Raw genomic sequence first — 16,821 nt, 5'->3', positions numbered from 1 at the left:
TCACCTCATGGAGGCTCCCATGCAAGACAAGCTTTCTTCAGCAGCGCAAAGGCGCACTGCTGCCGCAGAAACCCAGAGCACGCAAAGCCACTCCGCCGAAGACCACGAAGCCTGGCTCCAGCCCATCCCCGAGTCCGCCCGCACCCACAAGGTCTCCGGCCAGTTCTGGATCTGGGCGGGCGCCAACCTGGCACCCATCAACTGGGTGCTCGGCGCCCTCGGAATCCACCTGGGACTCGGCTTCGCGGACACCGTGACGGTCCTGGTGCTCGGCAACCTGATCGGCATGCTCCTGTTCGGCTGCTTCGTCCTCCTCGGCCAGAAGACCGGCGCCACCGGCATGGTCCTGGCCCGCGCAGCCTTCGGCCGGAGGGGGAACTACCTCCCCGCCGCCATCCAGGCCCTGCTGGTCATCGGATGGTGCGCCGTCAACACCTGGATCATCCTGGACCTGGTGATGGCCCTCTTCGGAACGCTCGGATGGGTGGACCCGGAGGCACAGAACTACGCCTGGAAGATCGCGGTTGCCACCGGCATCATGGCGGCCCAGGTGGCCATCGCCTGGTTCGGCTACAAGGCCATCGCCGCGTTCGAAAAGTGGACCGTGCCGCCCACCATCATCATCCTGGCCGTCATGTCCGCCGTTGCCTGGTTCGGCATGGAGATCAACTGGGGCTACGCCGGACCCGCCGGTGCCATCCTCGAGGGCTCCGAGCGCATCGCAGCCATGAGCGCCGTGATGACGGCCATCGGCATCGGCTGGGGCATCACCTGGTTCACCTACGCCGCCGATTACTCCCGCTTCGTCAGCACCGAAGTACCCAAGAAGAAGGTCTACCTGGCCTCGGTCCTGGGGCAGTTCATCCCGGTGGTCTGGCTCGGCATCCTGGGCGCCAGCCTGGCAACGAACAGCGGCGAGGTTGACCCCGGCAAGCTCATTGTGCAGAACTTCGGCGTTTTGGCACTGCCGGTGCTGCTGATGGTGCTCCACGGCCCCATTGCCACGAACATCCTGAACATCTACACGTTCTCCGTGGCCACGCAGGCGCTGGACATCTCCATCAGCCGGCGCAAGCTGAACCTGTTCGTCGGCGTCTTCTCGCTCATCGCCGTCATCTTCTTCATCTTCCAGGAGGACTTCGCAGCGGTCCTGGACGCCTGGCTGATCGGCCTGGTGGCCTGGGTGGCCGCCTGGGGCGGGGTCATGCTGGTGCACTACTTCTGGCTGGACAAGCGCTGGCCGGGCGATCCCGAGCGGCTGTTCGACGGCGTGGGCACCCACCGGCTCCCCGGCGTCAACTGGGCGGGCGTCACCTCCCTCCTGGCCGGCATCTTCGCCACCTGGCTGTTCATGTACGGGCTCATCCCCGTCATGCAGGGCCCCATCGCCGTTGCCCTGGGCGGCTGGGACCTGTCCTGGCTGGCAGGCGGCCTGACCAGCGCCGCCGTCTACGCGGTCCTCGGCCCCCGGGCACACGTCCGCTACATCGGCCTCAAGAGCCCGGCCGCTTCCAAGTCCGAGGGCAGCGGCACCACCGCCGTCCTTCCCGTCCCCTAACTTCCTCCGCTACTTCCGGGCGGGCGCGGCTGCCGCGCCCGCCGAAAGGATCCATCGTGAACCAGCCCGCCATCGCGGACCTCCTGCATCCCGTCACCTGGCCTGAAGGTTTCAAGGCTGCCGCATCCTTCACCTTCGACGTCGATGCCGAGTCCTGCACCATCGCCCACGACCCCACCAGCACCCGGCGGATGTCGCTGATGACCCACCAGTCCTACGGGCCCAAGGTGGCGGTGCCGCGGCTCCTGCAGATCCTGGAGCGGCAGGACATCCGGGCCACGTTCTTCATCCCCGGCTTCACCGCCGAGTCCTACCCGGATGTGGTCCGCGCGATCGTGGACGGCGGGCACGAGGTGGCGCACCACGGATACCTGCACGAGCCGATGCAGGGGATCGACGCCGCTACCGAGGCCAGGTACCTTGACCGGGGCCTGGAGGCGCTCGCCAAGGTGGCGGGAATCCGTCCGGTGGGATATCGGGCGCCGTGGTGGGAACTGAACTGGCACTCACCGGGGCTGCTGGCGGACCGCGGCTTCCTCTACGATTCGAGCCTGCTCGACGGCGATGCCCCCTACCGCATGGCCGTCGCCGCGGATGATCCCCGGGACATCGTGGAGATCCCGGTGGACTGGGCCCTGGACGACTGGGAGCAGTACGCCTTCTACCCCGGGGTGACCGGCAGCGGCGTGATTGAAAGCCCGGCCAAGGTGCTGGAGATGTGGACGCTTGAGGCCGAGGCGCACCATTCCCAGGGCAGCTGCTTCGTCCTGACCAACCACCCGTTCATCTCCGGCCGGCCGTCCAAGGCCGTTGCGCTGGAGCAGCTGATCGAGCGGGTCAAGGGCATGGAGGGCATGTGGGTGACCACCATGGAGGACATTGCGCTTCACACGAAGGCAACCATTGACGCGATCCACACACACGGCCGGATCGAGGTGCCCACCTACCCGGGCGCCGGCGCCCGGCTGGAACCCGCGACAGTGCGGGAGGGCGTACTCAAGTAGGACCGCAGGAAGGTGGGCGGACGACGGCGGGTATGTCCCGGCGTCGTCCGCCTTCCTGCACCTTCCCGCCGCCCCTGCCCGGTGGGACGATGTCCCTATGCAAGAGAAACGGATTGACAGCCCGAACGACGCCGGACCGCACCTGCATGCGCACACGGCGCCCACCACGGACCAGGTACGCACTGTGGGCCAGCGCCGCCGGGAGGCGGAGGAGAAGCTGGAACAGCACCTCGAAGAGGCGCGCCATAAGGACCATCGGCACCAGGACCGGCCGGAAGGGGATCCTCAGTGAACGACCAGCCTGAAAGCACGCATGCCGAAACCCCGGAAACCATCGCGGAGGAGATTCGCGACGAAATCCGCCTGGGCCACGTCCAGGACGACGTCAGCCACGTGCTGGAGGAGCGTCTGGAGGAGGAAGGCATCGACATGCGTCCCGAGGACGTGGACGAGCTGGCCGAGGACATCGAACGGGATGCCTCAACCTGAGTACGCCCTCCTAGTATTTAAGGGCGGGCACGAAACGGCAGGGAACAACCTGGGCTAGTGCGCTGGCCGTGTTGGGCGCATGGCTCCGCGAGGAGTCATACCGGTGGTCCAGGTGGCCCGCACCCCCGCCCTTTAAACCGATGCGGACGGTGGCGGGATTTCCCGCCGCCGTCCGCATGCTTTGCCGCCGCCGAAGCGGCGCGCCATGCCCTACTGCGCGCTGTGCCCTACTGCCAGAGCCCCAGCGCAAACTCGGCGATCACCGTGGAGAGCAGGAACGATGCCGTGATGGCCACCAGGCCCACGGGGATGATCTTCCAGCCGATGTTCTTCAGCAGCGGGATGTCCTTGCCGAGGGACAGGCCCGCGAGCGTCAGCATCACCGTGGCGATGGACAGGAAATCAACGGTCTTGACCGCGGCGTTAAGCGGCCCGGCCGCGAAGAACCACGGGCTGGAGATGTACGCGCCGATGGTGGTGATGAACACGATGGCCGAGATTTTCCGGGTGGCCTTGGCCAGCGCGATGCTGAGCAGCACCAGGCCCAGCATGACGGCGTATCCGGCCACGATATCCAGGCTGAAGCCCTTGGCAGCCACCGAAGCTGTGCCGATTCCGAGGACCGCCAGCACGGACAGGGACAGCCACAGCGGCAGCCGGATCGCGGCGGAAGATTCGGCGACGCGCTCGCGGAAGCGCCGGTTCTCCTCCGCCTGCGCGGCCTCGCGGTCCAGGTCCGCGGCGGTGCGTTCCGCCGGTGCGCCGGCGGTCACGGCAGCAGCCTGGCGTGCTTCCTGCTTGCGGGTCAGCGCCTTGTAGAACTTGTCGGCCAGCGGCAGGGCGATGTAGATGCCCACGTACACGCCCAGCACGGTGGTGATCAGGTTGGACACCGCGGCCATGCCCAGGATGGCCTCCTGGTCCGCCGGGTAGGCGGCCACGATGCTCGCCGCGGACGCCGCCATCATGGAACCGGAGCCCACGCCGGCGCCCATTGCCAGGGCCAGCGGATCGAAGATCTTCCAGTTGGCCACGAGGGACGTCAGCAGCGTGATGAACACGGCCCCGAAGAGCGTGCCGAACACGTACATCGCCAGCACGCCGCGATACTGGTCGGAGTCCGGCCCGTACTTCTCCGACACCATGGCGAAGGACGGCTCACGGTCCAGCGAGAAGGTGGCGCCAACCGTCGCCTTGCCCATCCGCAGCAGCACGGCCAGGGGAAGGGCCAGCGCGATGGTGCCCAGCAGGTGGCCCACCTCCTGGAGCAGCAGGGCAGGGCCCGCCTTCAGCAGGGTGGGCAGGCTCGGACCGATATTGAACGCGAGCCGCGCCACCAGCAGCAGCACGGCGACGCCCACCAGGGCAGCCGCGACGCGCTGCAGGTCAAGGCCCAGCGGCTTGAACTTCTGCACCGAGACCAGCAGACCCAGGATGAGGCCCCACACCATGGGGAAAATGATGATGGCGCCGATGCCCACGTCGATCTTTGCCTGGCCGATGAACTGGACGGCGAGGGCGATCACGAACGCCAGGGCGGCAATCGGGACCGTCAGCTTGGTACCGGCCTTGTCAATCCTGGCCGCTTTGGTGGTGCTCATGATGTGCCTTCCTGGGTGAAAGAACGACGGCGGTACGCCGCTTGGGTGAAGCGTTCACGTTGGGTGGGGGTTGAGGCGGCTCCGGCGACCGTCCAGGCCAGCGCGGTGGCTGCCTCGAACATCACGCCGTATGCCTCGGGGGTGTCTGCAAGCGCGGCAAACGCATGCGAATGGATGGGCACGTCCGCACCGGGAATGCTCAGCCAGGGGTGCAAGGAGGGGATGACCTGGGAGATGTTGCCCATGTCCGTGGATCCGCCGCCCAGTCCAGCCGACGGCGAGGTGTCTTTGCCAAACGAGGCCATTGCGCCGGTCCAGTGCGCCGCCAAGTCGTCGTCCTGCAGCAGCGGCTCGTAGAGCGGCTCGGTATCCTCGAAGACCAGCGTGGTGCCGGTGGCCAGCGCGGCGCCCTCGAAGCAGCGGCGGACGCGCTCCAGCAGGGCCCGGAACTCCGGCAGGGTGAAAGCCCGGCACTCAAACTCCACCACGGCCCGTTCGGGGATGATGTTGGTGACGTGCCCGGCTTCGGCAACGTAGCAGGCAATCCGGTGGTCACCGGGGATCTGCTGGCGGAGCAGGCCGATGGCCACCTGGCTCAGCACGGCGGCATCCGCGGCGTTCACACCCAGGTGCGGGGCCGCCGCGGCATGGGCAGCCTTGCCGGTGAACGTCGCCTTGTACCGGCCAACCGCCTGCGCGCTGGTGCCGGCCGGGTTGTAGGTGACCCCGTCCTGGACGGGGTGGACCATCAAAGCCAGCCCGACGCCGTCGAACACCCCGCGTTCCAGCATCAGCGCTTTGCCGCCGCCGTGTTCCTCGGCGGGCGTGCCGATGGCCTTCAGCGTGATGCCGAGTTCATCCACGAACGGCCGCAGCGCAAGGGCTGCGCCCACCGACGCGCCGGCAATCAGGTTGTGCCCGCAGGCATGCCCGATGTTCGGCAGTGCGTCGTACTCCACGCACAGCGCCACGATGAGGCCGCCGGTCCCGGCGCTCGCCGTGAAGGCCGTGGGCAGCCCGCCGGTGCCGCGTTCCACCTCGAAGCCGCCCTCTTCCAGGAGGGAGGCGATGGCAGCGGAGGAGCGGACCTCCTCGAACGAGATTTCCTTCAGCGCGTGGATTTCCCTCGCCACCGCCTGCACCCGCGGTTTCCAGCGTTCGACGCCGTCCGCCAGGGCGGTCCGCAGGGCGCCCAGTGCGGGGGTTGTGTCAGTCAGTTCCATAAAAGCGCCTGCCTGTTCTGTTCGGGGGCTCTAGTAGGACAGCGACGGGAACGGGGAACCTGCCGCGCGGGTGGGCACCCAGATGGCCTTGGTCTGGGTGTATTCATCCAGCACGCCGGGCCCGGAGGAGCGGCCGTGGCCGGAATCGCCGAAGCCGCCGAACGGGACCGCCACGTGGATGGTCTTGTACGAGTTGATCCAGAACGTGCCGGCCTTTACCTCGCGGGCCACGTGGTGGGCGCGGGAAACGTCTGAGGTCCATACCGCGCCGGCAAGGCCGAAATTGGTGTTGTTGGCCCGGGCGATCGCCTCGGCTTCGGTGTCGAAGGCGTCCGCCCCCACCACGGGACCGAACACCTCAGTGGTTTCGAGCCGGTTCGCGGGCGTCACGCCGTCCAGCAGCGTGGGCATCACCCAGTGCCCGCCGGCCAGACCGGACCCGGCCAGCTCCTTCGGCAGCGTCGCCCCGGTGACCCGGCGGCCGCCGTCCGTCATTCCTGCCTGGATGAGCGAGGTGACGGTGGCGAACTGCTGGGCGGTGATGATGGGTCCCACCTCGGTGTCGGCGTGGAGCGGGTCGCCCACGCGCAGCCGGGCTGCCTTGGCGGCCACCATGTCGACGAACTGGGCGTGCACGCTCCGCTCCACCAGCAGGCGCGACCCCGCCACGCAGGACTGCCCCGCCCCGGAGAAGATGGCCGAGATGGCACCGTCGGCCGCCCGGTCCAGGTCCGCGTCTGCGAAGACGATGTTGGCGCTCTTGCCGCCGAGTTCCAGCAGTGCGGGGATCCCTGCCTGTGCGGCGGCGACCGCCACGCGGCGTCCTGTGGGAACGGAGCCGATGAAGCTGACCTTGCCCACACGCCGGTCCGTGGTCAGGGTTGCGCCCACCGTATGGCCAAGCCCGGCCGCAACGTTGAATACACCGGCGGGCAGACCGGCGCCGTGCGCGATCTGGGCGAGCCGGACAGAGGAGGCAGGGGTGAATTCGCTGGGCTTGATGATGACCGCGTTGCCGGCGGCCAGCGGCGCGGCGGAGTTCCACCCGGCCGTGAACATCGGGGCGTTCCACGGTGTGATGGCAACGACGACGCCCCACGGCACCCGCTCCGTGTAGGTGTGCCAGTTGCCGGGGACGGGGATGGTCTGGCCGGTGAGCTTGTCCGCCCAGCCCGAGTAGTAGCCGAACATTTCGGCGACCTTCGCTGCTTCCACGCGGGCGTCGCGGATGGGTTTGCCGGTGGTGGCCGATTCCAGGATGGCCAGTTCCTCCGCGTGGTCCTCGACGGCGCGGCTGACATTGCGCAGGATGGCCGCCCGCTCGAAGCCGCTCATCGCGCCCCAGGTGGCGGCGCCCGCCGTCGCGCTTTCCAGGATGGCTTCGGCGCCCTCGGCGCCGGCATCCGCGAAGGTGGCGAAGGCTTCGCCGGTAGCTGCGGCGGTGAGGGTGATGTTGTCGCCGCTGCCAGCCAGGACCCGGCCGTCGACGAATGAACCGAGGCCGGCGGGGAACGCGGCGTCCAGGACCGCCTTGGCGGTGGCTGCCGAGGACGACGTGGGTGCTGTGGTGATGGTCAAGATGGGGGTTCCTTAGGTGGTGTGCGCCTAGGTCAGGCGGCGGGGGGTGGTGTCCGGGGCCCCCGCGGGCGTGACGGCAGGGGCAACGGTGCGGGCGATTTCGGTGAAGTCGGCGCGCGGGCCGAGGATGGCCAGGGCTTCCTGCCATTGGTTGGCGACGGCGGCCAGCAGCGACGGTGTTTCGCCGATCTGCGCGGCGACGTCCACCGCGAGGGCCGCGTCCCGGGCCATCAGGCCCATCGAGAAGCCGGAATCATGGGTGCCGGTGAGGACCCAGTTGGGGTACATGGCGGCGGAGACCTTGCTGCCGCCGGAGGCTTCGCTGATGCTGGCCGCGGCTTTGACCGGATCGATGCCGTAGGCCTTGGCCACGCCCAGGGCCTCACCCACGGAGACCAGGTTGGCCGCCGCCAGGACGTTGTTAAGGAGTTTGACCACGTTGCCGCTGCCAGGGCCGCCGATGTGGCTGTACTTGCCGCCGGTGAGGGCGAGCAGGACCGGTTCCGCGGCGGTGAGCGCAGCGTCGGTGGCCCCGACGAAGGCGCTCAGGGATCCGGTGGCCGCGCCGTCCCGGCCGCCCGACACGGGGGCGTCAACGAAGGCCGCCCCCTGTGCCTCGGCGAGTTCTGCCATCTTCTTGCTGGTGCCGGGTTCGGAGGTGGTGGTGTCCACGATGGCCATGGTTCCGGGTGCCGCCAGGAGCTGCGGAACGGTGGTTTCCACCATGCTGGCAGCGGGGAGGGAGAGCACCGCGTAGGGGGTTCCGGCCACGTCACCGAGGTTGGCGGTGGTGGCGATGCCGGCTGCTTCCGCTGCGGCGCGGGCGGCGTCGAAGGGATCGAACCCGGTGACCTCCCAGCCTGCCTTGTGCAGGGTCGAGGCCATCGCTCCGCCCATGGCGCCGAGGCCGATGACGGCGATCCGCCGGGTGTTCGAGTGGTTCATGAAGGTACTCCTGGAAGTCTTGGTAGCGGTGTCAGTCGAGGTAGATGTCAAGGTCTTTCCACAGCTGCTGGGTGCGCCGGATGGCTGCGCGGCTCCGCTCCGGATGCGCCGCCTCCATCCCGGCGAGCAGGCCGTAGACCAGGGAGTTCGCGGCGGTGACGGACTGGAAGAAGGAGATCCCTTCGGAAGCGACCACCAGGAGGTGGTCCGCCGCCGCCGCCAGCCGGCCGCGGCGCATGTCGCTGATGGCGATGACCGTGGCACCGGCCTGCTTGGCGGCTTCGGCGGCCAGGATGATCTGCTTGACGGAGCGCCACATGTTGATGACCACCAGCACGTCGCCCTTGCCCAGCGTGTTGGTGCTGGACGCCAGGTGCACGCCGCCGCGGTTTTCGAGGGAGATGGGGTAGCCCATGGTGGCGCCGAGGTGGGCCATCACGCTGGCGGGGCCGGCAAACGAGCCAATTCCGACGACGGTGATGGACCGGGCGGCGGCCATCGCCGCAATGGCGGCCTCGGCGTCGCCCGCGGTATTGGAGTCGAGCGTCAGGCGGAGGTTTTCGATGTCGTGGTTCAGGGCATCATGGAGCGGGCTGCGGTGCTCGCCGTGTTCGGTGAGCGTGTCCTCGGTGGAGATCATCACCAGGTACCGGGAACGCAGCTCCCGCTGCAAGTCCGGCCAGCCGCGGTAGCCCAGGTGCTGGGCGGCCCGGACCACGGTGGAGCTGTTGACGTCCGCGCGCTTCGCGATCTCGGCGATGTCAGCGTACGAGGAGAGCTGGGGATTGCGGGCGATCACCTCCACCACCCGGCTTTGGGATTTGGTCAGCGGAACGTCCGGAAGCGCGTCGCCAAGCCAGGCCTGGGAGCTGTCGCCGGAACCGGAAGTTCCTGCGTCGGCTTCGGCGGCTTCCACTGCTGCGGCATTCGAGTTCAAGGACAGAACCTGTTTCTTGTAACGCAGATCACTCTGCAAGCTGAATTGCATTAAATGTACTCTGCAATTCTTATTGCGGCTAGTGGTATTGGTTTCGGCGTTGTAAAACTTCGTTGTGGGAAGCGTCCGGCAGCGGGACCATGGACGTATGGATGCTCAAACTCCAAAGGCCTGGGACCTGAGCCTTCCCCAGGCGTTCCTTCTCTTGGCTACCAACGACACCGACGGTGAGCCCGAGGTGCCGCAGCCCGTCCTCCAGGCCGGCGTGGCCGGGGCGATCCTGGCCGAGCTCGAACTGCTCGGCGCCATCGAACTGCGGGGCAAGCACGTCTGGACCACCGGCGTGGACGTGGACTCCGACTACCGGGAGCAGTTGGAACTCATCCGCCACAAGGCACGGCCGCACACGCCCAAGCGCTGGGTGTCCATCCTGGAGAGCCGTGCCGAGGTGCACCGGATCTATGAGGGTATGGCCGTGCGCGGCATCGTGGACCACGTGGGCGAAAAGCACCTTGGCCTGTTCCGCACCACCCGGTACCCGGAGAAGGACCACGCCCCGGAGGCGGCTTTGCTCAAAAACATCAGCGAGGCCCTGCACGGCGGCGGGGCCGATGCCCGCACCAACGCCCTGACTGCACTGGCATCAGTGACCGGGCTCCTGGACAGGCTGTTCCCGGACGCCGATCGCAGCCGGGCCAGGGAACTGGCCGCCGATCATTGGCCCTCCCATGCCGTAGCTGAGGAAATCCGCATGATCAGGGTGGTGGAAGCGGAAGCCGCAAGCTAGGGGCTGACGGATTTCCCCAAAGCAAAGGCGGACGGCGGCGGAAGATTTCCGCGGCCGTCCGCCTTTTACGTGTAGCTAAGGCTCTGGCCCCAAATGTGGGGCACCGTGCCTAGTCGTCGTAGGTGTTGGCGATATAGACGTCGCACGGGGCGTTGTGCGCCACGCTGTTGGCCACGCTGCCCAGGAGCCGGCCGATGCCGCGCATCCTCCGGTTGCCCACCACGATCAACCTGGCGTCCAGCCGGATGGCTTCCTTGATCAGCGAGTCGGCAGGCTTGCCGCGCGCCGCGAAGTGGGTGACCTGGACGTTCGGCCTGGACGCGGCCAGCGACTCGGCGACGTGCTGGGCGCTGTCTCCGCTGTAGACGGTCACCCGGTCCGACCCCGCACCGAAGGTCTCGGCATTCTCGGATTCAAACCCGGTCACGACGTGGAGCGATGCACCCAGCGATTCAGCCAGGTCCAGCGCCACTTCCGCCGCTTTCCGCGCCGACGCGCTGGCGTCCACGCCTACAACTACTACTCCACTCATACAGTTGCCTCTTTTGCTCGCTCGTTGTGTTGGCTGGCGTTCGTCCCCGTGCCCGACCTTACTAGAGGACGGCCACCAGGCAACGGATCACAGAGGTATGGCCTGCGGCCCGAAGGTCAGGCCAGGGCCGGGCCTGGTTGGGCCGCGGGCGTCTGTTTTCGTTGCCGCCTGGACGTTGCAGCCGCAGTCCGCCGTAGCGCCCCGGGCAGCGGGGGTGCGGTTGAGTGGTAGGTGTGGCCGGTGGGGGTGCGGGTCTGTACGGTGTGCCCGAGGCCGGGAAGCCTGAGTGGTTTTGCCGACCAGCCGGGGGTTTCCTTGGTGTGGTTGCAGGCTTCGCAAAGCCCTTGGCCGTTGCCTGCGGTAGTGGTGCCTCCGTGGGCCCAGCCGAGAATGTGGTCGTGGTGGCGGATTGGCGCGTCGCAGTAGGGCGTGCGGCAGGTGTCGTCCCGGACCTGGAGGAACCGTTTGAGCCCGGCCGGGAAGAGCCGCGCCCGGGAGTCCATCGCGACAAGCTCGCCCGTTCCGGGTGCGGTGTAGAGCCGGCGGATCCAGAGGGCCAGGTCCTGCCTGTCATGGACTTCGGTACCGGTGCGTTCGGGATCAAGGAGGAGGGTGCGGGCGGTTTCGGCGGGGATGATGCCGTAGCCGGGGATCCTGGCCGGTTCGCTGTCGCCCTGGAACAGGGCCCGGTCCGTCATCACGACCTGGAGGTCGATACCCGTGATCCCGGCCCGGGTGCCGGTGACGCGTTCGACCAGGGTGTCGGCCATGACCTGCCCCCGGGACCGTTCATCCCCTCCCGCCCGGGCGCCATCGGCCTCCCGGACCAGCACGGCGTAGGCGGCCACACCCTGGGCGACGGGCATCAGCGCGGTCAGGTACGTCATCGCATCCGGCGCCGGCCGCAACGACACCGTCCGCTCCGTCACCGCATGCGCCGCCCTGCGTGCGACAGACCGGGGGTCACGCCGGTACGCTGCCGCGCGGACGGCGGTGATGATGGCGCGGTCCCCGGCACCGTCCAGGGCGGCGGTGTCCGCGGCGAGTTCCTCGTCCACCGCCATTCGGTCCTCCACGGTCAGGCAGGCTGTCTCCTTCACGACCAAAGGAGCCTGTCAAGTTGTTTGTGTAAGTGAGGTTGAGTCTTATCGGTTGAGGTAGGGTCCGAGTCTGTCGGGGTAGTTCAGGACGAGGACGCCAAGGGCCTCGCTCCATCCTTGCGTGGCGGTTCCTTCGATGAGTTTGTTGACCGTCTTGGAACGGTTCTCCCGGGCCTTGCCTTCGAGCTTGGCGCGGTCGCTGGCGCGTTTGTCTTCGATGTTGCAAATGGCCAGCCAGAGCAGCTTCACGGCCGCCTGATCGTTGGGAAAATGCCCTCGGTTCTTGATGATCTTGCGCAGCTGGTAGTTCAGCGACTCGATCGCGTTCGTGGTGTAGATGATGCGCCGCACCGGCGGCGGAAAGGCCAGAAAAGGGATGAATTTCTCCCAGCCGTTGCGCCAGGTCCGGACAGTCGCAGGATATTTCCTGCCAAGGTCCGAGGCCTCGAACGCGTCCAGGGCGTCCTGCGCGGCCTCGGCCGTCGGTGCGGTGTAAACCGGCCGCAGCGCGGACGCGACCTTCCTGCGGTCCTGATAGCCGATGAAGCGCTCGAGGCCCGGATCAGGTGCACGACGCAGGTCTGGACGGTCGCGGCCGGCCACGTTACGGCTATGGCCTCGGGGAAACCGGTGAGACCGTCACAGCAGACAATCAGCACGTCCTTCACTCCGCGGTTGGCCAGTTCGGCGCAGACCCCCGCCCAGAACTTCGCACCCTCGGTCGCCTCGACCCAGATGCCCAGGACGTGCTTGATGCCCTCCATGTCCACGCCCACGGCGATGTGCGCGGCACGGTTCTGCACCTGGTGGCCGTCCCGGACCTTGATGACGATCGCGTCCAGATACAGGATCGGATACAGCGGCTCCAGAGGCCGCTTCTGCCATTCCATGACCTCATCCAGAACCGCGTCGGTGATCTTGGAGATCGTCTCGTGTGAAAGCTCGGTCCCAAGCGTCGATTCCAGGTGATGGGCAATATCCCGCACCGTCATTCCGCCGGCGTAAAGGCTGATGATCATGTCATCCAGGCCTCCGGTGCGGCGGGCGCCTTTCGGGACCAGTCGCGGGGTGAACGACCCGTCGCGGTCCCTCGGGACGGCCAGATCCACATCCCCGGCGGAAGTCCCAAGCGTCTTCGGGTATGACCCGTTACGGGAGTTGGGCAGGAAGCGGCCGACCGGATCGCCCTTGTCATAGCCCAGATGCCCGGAGAGCTCGGCCTGCAATCCGCGTTCCAGAGAAACCTTGATCAGCTGTTGGATGAAGCCATCCTTGCCATCGAGCTCCAGCTGGCCTGAATCGATCTGCGCCATCAGCTCATCGAACGCACCAGAAGCCTTCAACGCGTCCATGCTGCCGGCCTCGGCGGCACGACGGGCCAGATCCTCCGCGAGCTCTTCACGGGGTTTCGTCATAGCCACAATGATTCTCCAATCATCCAGCGACTACAGCTCTCCTACACAAACAATCTGACACCCCCTTCGCCAGGCCAAAAAGCCGTCCGCCCTTGGCGGGGGATTCCCGCCGCGCCAGGGCAATTTGGGCAGCCACGCCGGCGCCCTGCTCGTCGGCCGGGACGCCGGCCGCGGCCTGGACCCGCCGCTGGAACCCATCAAAGGCGACAGTGATGTCGGCCTGCCGGGCACCGGCCAGGGACTTCACATCCTCCAGCTGCCGCAACTGGTCAATCATCCCCGCACCAGCGGAGGCAACAGGCACGCGGGCGAGCAGGGCAAGCACGTCCGAAACAGTCGGGACACCATAAAGCCCCGCAACCGTTCCGTCCCCTGGCTCTGCCGCCGCCCCAACCACTTCCATAAACAAAGTCTTCCAGCACGGTCTGACAATTCCCGCCACGACCAGCGCCTATGTGGAAAACCGCGGCCAGTGGGTTCCGGAAGATGTCCGGGCTGCAACCGGCACCGCAGAGTCAGCAGCCCCCATCACCGCGGCGGGTTTCCACATGCCGGCCGCCCGGCGTCGTCGGTTCATGCGCCCTCCGGTAGCCTGTTGAAATGGTGCGAGGAATGGCCGACTACGGTGCAGAAACCATCCTGCTCGTGGGAGCGGGACGGGCTCTGCTGCTGCAGCTCGCAGACCCAGCCGTCGGGCGCGGCGTGGACGAGCACAGCTCCTTTGTCGGCCGCCCGGTCAACAGGCTCAAAGGCACCCTGACCTACGTCTACGCCATCGTCTATGGCACGGACGAGCAGGTGAAAGAGGTCCGGCGCAGGGTGAACCGCGCCCACGTTCCCGTGCGGAAAGCCGGCACCGAGGCTTCGCCGGGCTACAACGCCTACGATCCGGAACTCCAGCTCTGGGTGGTTGCCACGCTCTATGACACCGCGGTGACCATCATCGAAAAGATCTACGGCCCGCTCGACGACGAGTCAGCCGACGCCATGTACCAGGACTACGCACGGATCGGGACGGCCCTGCAGCTGCCCCGGGAGCTGTGGCCGGCAGACCGTGCCGCCTTCCGCCGCTACTGGGACGGACGCATCTCCACGCTGCGCGCGGAAGCGGGCGGCGTGCGGGTGGGCCGAGGCCTGCTTTACCCCAAGCACACCGCACTCTGGTACCGCGCCATCATCCCGCCCGCAAGGTTCCTCACCGCCGGGCTCCTGCCGCCGCAGCTGCGGGAGGACTTCGGCCTGCCGTGGAACCACCGCCGGCAGCGCCGCTTCGACCGCACCATGGCGGTCCTGGCCGTGGTGTACCCCCGGCTTCCGCGGCGGATCCGGCACTGGTTCAAGGACTACTGCCTGGCCGAACTCGATAAAGACCTTCGCAAGAACCGCCAGCCCATACAGCGTCAGGGAGCCAGTGCGTAGTTCCACTTCAGTTGAGCAGCGGATCGATGAACGGGCCCGCCGCTTCCTGGCCACCGCCCCGGCCGGCGGCTACAAAGCAAAAGTCACCGAGTTCGTGGTGTTCGGCCTCAAACAGGGCTGGGCGTGCATCTTCGGTGCCACGCTCCTCGCCGTCCTGATGGCCGCGCGGCTCTGGTACCCGGACACCGCTGCCCTGGCCCGGAACGATTTCCTGACCATCGCCGCCGTCGCCATCCAGGTCCTCATGGTGCTGTTCAAGCTGGAGACGCTCCGCGAACTGCGGGTGATCATCCTGTTCCACATCGTGGGCACCGTGATGGAGCTGTTCAAGACCGACGCCGGCTCCTGGTCCTACGAGGCCGAGGGCTTCCTGCGCATCGGCGCGGTGCCCCTGTTCAGCGGCTTCATGTACGCAGCAGTGGGTTCCTACATGGTGCGGGTCTACCGGCTTTTCGACCTCCGTTTCGCTGCCTACCCGCGGCGCTGGATCACGGCGCTCCTGGGCGCGGCCATCTACGCGAATTTCTTCACGCATCACTACATCTGGGACCTGCGCTGGGTGCTGCTGGCCGCCGTCGTCATCATCTACGGGCGGTGCGTGATGCACTTCCGGGTGTTCCGCAGGCAGTTCCGCATGCCGCTGGTGGCCGCATTCCTGCTGGTGGCGCTGTTCATCTGGATTGCCGAAAACATCGCCACCTGGTCCGGCGCCTGGCTGTACCCGAGCCAGGTGGCCGGCTGGCATCCCGTGGGGCTGGAAAAGCTCGTGGCGTGGTTCCTGCTGATGATCATCTCCGTGGTGCTGGTGGCGTGGGTCTACAAACCCCAGCCGCCGGAAGGCGAAAACGGACGACGGCGGGAAGTCCCGGCGTCGTCCGCGGTGCGGCAGTAAGGGGTACTGCCATAACCCGTTCCAGCAGGGCCCTCGCTGGAACTTTGGCCCCGGGGTTTGATGAAGGCTATGGACTCCACTACCGCCGTCACCAGCAGCAAGAAGGCCCCGGCACCGGACGTCCGCGAACACCACCGGGCGCACTGGGGAGGCGTCTTCGCAATGTCGCTGTGCGTCTTCGCCCTGATCGCCTCCGAATTCATGCCGGTCAGCCTCCTCACACCCATGGCATCCGACCTCCAGGTCTCCGAGGGCATGGTGGGGCAGGGCATAGCAATCTCCGGCCTCTTCGCCGTCCTGGCCAGCCTGTCGGTGTCCAGCCTGGCCGGAACCATGGACCGCAAGACCCTCCTGCTGGGCCTGACCGCGGTTATGGCTGTCTCGGGAGCGGTGGTTGCCCTGGCGCCGGGGTACCTGCCCTTTATGATCGGCCGCGCGCTGATCGGCGTGGTCATCGGCGGGTTCTGGTCCATCTCGGCAGCCACCGCCATGCGCCTGGTCCCCGCGCACAAGGTGCCCCAGGCACTGGCGATCTTCAATGGCGGCAACGCGCTGGCAACGGTTGTCGCCGCGCCGCTGGGCAGCTACCTCGGCTCCATTGTGGGCTGGCGGGGCGCGTTCTTGTGCCTGGTGCCGGTGGCCGTGCTCGCCCTGGTGTGGCAGTGGTTCAGCCTCCCTTCGATGAAAATCACGGCAGGCGCGTCCGCGGCGAAGAACCCGTTCGGAGTCTTCTCAGGACTGAAAAGCCGGCCCGTCGCCTGGGGAATGGCCGCCTGCGGGTCGTTCTTCATGGGACAGTTCATCCTCTTCACCTACATCCGCCCGTTCCTGGAAACCGTGACGCGGGCGGACGTGGCCACAGTCTCCCTGGTCCTGCTGGTGATCGGTGTCGCCGGCTTTGCGGGCACCATGCTGATCGGCCGCTTCCTCGGGAAAGGCCTGTACCGGACGCTGGTCATTCTTCCGGTGCTCATGGCGGTCCTGGCCGCGGCGCTCGTTCCCGCCGGCGGCTGGCTCGCCGCCGTCGTGGTCCTCCTGGGCCTGTGGGGCCTGATGTCCACGGCCGCGCCCGTGGGTTGGTGGAGCTGGCTGGCGAAGGCCATGCCAAACAATGCTGAGGCGGGCGGCGGCCTCATGGTCGCCGTTGTCCAGACGTCGATAGCCATCGGGTCGACACTGGGTGGAGTGCTGTTCGACTCCACCGGCCACCGCGGTACGTTCCTGGTGAGCGCGGGCGTCCTGTTGGCCGCGGCCGTCCTGGCATTCCAGGCCGCACGTGCCGCCAGGCAGGCAGCATGACCATTTGGAAAGACTTCCCTTTAAGCCGAAACCTTAGGAGGA

15 protein-coding genes and 2 pseudogenes are annotated in these 16,821 nt (G+C 67.3%); 8 read left to right on the top strand and 9 right to left on the bottom strand.

Annotation, left to right across the window (positions count from 1 at the left end; translation table 11 throughout):
* The first annotated feature begins 19 nt into the window (after positions 1 to 19).
* From ACJJV6_RS05180 to ACJJV6_RS05165, 4 genes are all read left to right on the top strand, one after another.
* Positions 20 to 1,558, top strand: a complete 1,539-nt coding sequence (locus tag ACJJV6_RS05180) for a cytosine permease (protein ID WP_009356796.1) — start codon at positions 20 to 22, stop codon at positions 1,556 to 1,558.
* Between the two features lie 56 nt (positions 1,559 to 1,614).
* Positions 1,615 to 2,562, top strand: coding sequence for a polysaccharide deacetylase (locus ACJJV6_RS05175; protein WP_009356797.1), 948 nt, complete (start codon positions 1,615 to 1,617; stop codon positions 2,560 to 2,562).
* A 97-nt stretch (positions 2,563 to 2,659) separates the two neighbouring features.
* A complete protein-coding gene (locus tag ACJJV6_RS05170; protein ID WP_009356798.1) occupies positions 2,660 to 2,854 on the top strand; it encodes a hypothetical protein in 195 nt (64 codons plus the stop codon).
* Positions 2,851 to 3,051: a hypothetical protein gene (locus ACJJV6_RS05165; protein ID WP_009356799.1), complete on the top strand. Its 201-nt coding sequence runs from the start codon at positions 2,851 to 2,853 to the stop codon at positions 3,049 to 3,051. Before ACJJV6_RS05170 ends, ACJJV6_RS05165 begins: the two co-directional genes overlap by 4 nt.
* A 227-nt stretch (positions 3,052 to 3,278) precedes the next feature.
* On the opposite strand, the gene ACJJV6_RS05160 is transcribed toward ACJJV6_RS05165, so the two are convergent.
* The 5 genes from ACJJV6_RS05160 to ACJJV6_RS05140 are packed head-to-tail and all read right to left on the bottom strand — an operon-like array spanning position 3,279 to position 9,335.
* Positions 3,279 to 4,652 (bottom strand): DUF3100 domain-containing protein, encoded by a 1,374-nt coding sequence (locus ACJJV6_RS05160; RefSeq protein WP_009356800.1) that lies wholly within the window; start codon positions 4,650 to 4,652, stop codon positions 3,279 to 3,281.
* A complete protein-coding gene (locus ACJJV6_RS05155) occupies positions 4,649 to 5,875 on the bottom strand; it encodes a M20 family metallopeptidase (protein WP_009356801.1) in 1,227 nt (408 codons plus the stop codon). The genes ACJJV6_RS05160 and ACJJV6_RS05155 overlap by 4 nt, the downstream gene beginning before the upstream one ends.
* A gap of 30 nt (positions 5,876 to 5,905) precedes the next feature.
* Entirely contained in the window at positions 5,906 to 7,453 is a 1,548-nt protein-coding gene (locus tag ACJJV6_RS05150; protein ID WP_009356802.1) for an aldehyde dehydrogenase, read from the bottom strand.
* 27 nt (positions 7,454 to 7,480) lie between these two features.
* Positions 7,481 to 8,398 (bottom strand): NAD(P)-dependent oxidoreductase, encoded by a 918-nt coding sequence (locus ACJJV6_RS05145; RefSeq protein WP_354175604.1) that lies wholly within the window; start codon positions 8,396 to 8,398, stop codon positions 7,481 to 7,483.
* Between the two features lie 31 nt (positions 8,399 to 8,429).
* Positions 8,430 to 9,335 (bottom strand): MurR/RpiR family transcriptional regulator, encoded by a 906-nt coding sequence (locus ACJJV6_RS05140; RefSeq protein WP_009356804.1) that lies wholly within the window; start codon positions 9,333 to 9,335, stop codon positions 8,430 to 8,432.
* 148 nt (positions 9,336 to 9,483) lie between these two features.
* Between ACJJV6_RS05140 and ACJJV6_RS05135 the strand changes: the two genes are divergently transcribed.
* The gene (locus ACJJV6_RS05135) at positions 9,484 to 10,122 is read left to right on the top strand and encodes a GPP34 family phosphoprotein (RefSeq protein WP_009356805.1); all 639 of its coding nucleotides are present in this window, start codon (positions 9,484 to 9,486) and stop codon (positions 10,120 to 10,122) included.
* Positions 10,123 to 10,231: 109 nt separating this feature from the next.
* Here the strand turns inward: ACJJV6_RS05135 and ACJJV6_RS05130 are convergent, their stop codons facing one another.
* From ACJJV6_RS05130 to ACJJV6_RS05115, 4 genes and pseudogenes are all read right to left on the bottom strand, one after another.
* Positions 10,232 to 10,654, bottom strand: a complete 423-nt coding sequence (locus ACJJV6_RS05130) for a universal stress protein (RefSeq protein ID WP_009356806.1) — start codon at positions 10,652 to 10,654, stop codon at positions 10,232 to 10,234.
* Positions 10,655 to 10,770: 116 nt separating this feature from the next.
* A pseudogene (locus ACJJV6_RS05125) lies at positions 10,771 to 11,769 on the bottom strand (HNH endonuclease); the annotation flags it as partial.
* Between the two features lie 30 nt (positions 11,770 to 11,799).
* A pseudogene (locus tag ACJJV6_RS05120) lies at positions 11,800 to 13,106 on the bottom strand (IS256 family transposase).
* An 82-nt stretch (positions 13,107 to 13,188) separates the two neighbouring features.
* Positions 13,189 to 13,572: a hypothetical protein gene (locus ACJJV6_RS05115; RefSeq protein ID WP_407710094.1), complete on the bottom strand. Its 384-nt coding sequence runs from the start codon at positions 13,570 to 13,572 to the stop codon at positions 13,189 to 13,191.
* A gap of 197 nt (positions 13,573 to 13,769) precedes the next feature.
* Between ACJJV6_RS05115 and ACJJV6_RS05110 the strand changes: the two genes are divergently transcribed.
* The 3 genes from ACJJV6_RS05110 (at position 13,770) to ACJJV6_RS05100 (ending at position 16,779) form a co-directional block, all read left to right on the top strand.
* On the top strand, positions 13,770 to 14,588 hold the full coding sequence (locus tag ACJJV6_RS05110; protein ID WP_035753013.1) for an oxygenase MpaB family protein: 819 nt from the start codon (positions 13,770 to 13,772) through the stop codon (positions 14,586 to 14,588).
* Positions 14,581 to 15,480: a DUF817 domain-containing protein gene (locus ACJJV6_RS05105; RefSeq protein ID WP_009358372.1), complete on the top strand. Its 900-nt coding sequence runs from the start codon at positions 14,581 to 14,583 to the stop codon at positions 15,478 to 15,480. The genes ACJJV6_RS05110 and ACJJV6_RS05105 overlap by 8 nt, the downstream gene beginning before the upstream one ends.
* Before the next feature lie 69 nt (positions 15,481 to 15,549).
* A complete protein-coding gene (locus ACJJV6_RS05100; protein WP_009358371.1) occupies positions 15,550 to 16,779 on the top strand; it encodes an MFS transporter in 1,230 nt (409 codons plus the stop codon).
* Positions 16,780 to 16,821: the final 42 nt, after the last annotated feature.

It is taken from the genome of Arthrobacter nitrophenolicus, from assembly GCF_045833485.1.
Classification (GTDB): Bacteria; Actinomycetota; Actinomycetes; order Actinomycetales; family Micrococcaceae; genus Arthrobacter; species Arthrobacter nitrophenolicus.
This window is presented reverse-complemented; position numbering and strand designations above follow the sequence as displayed.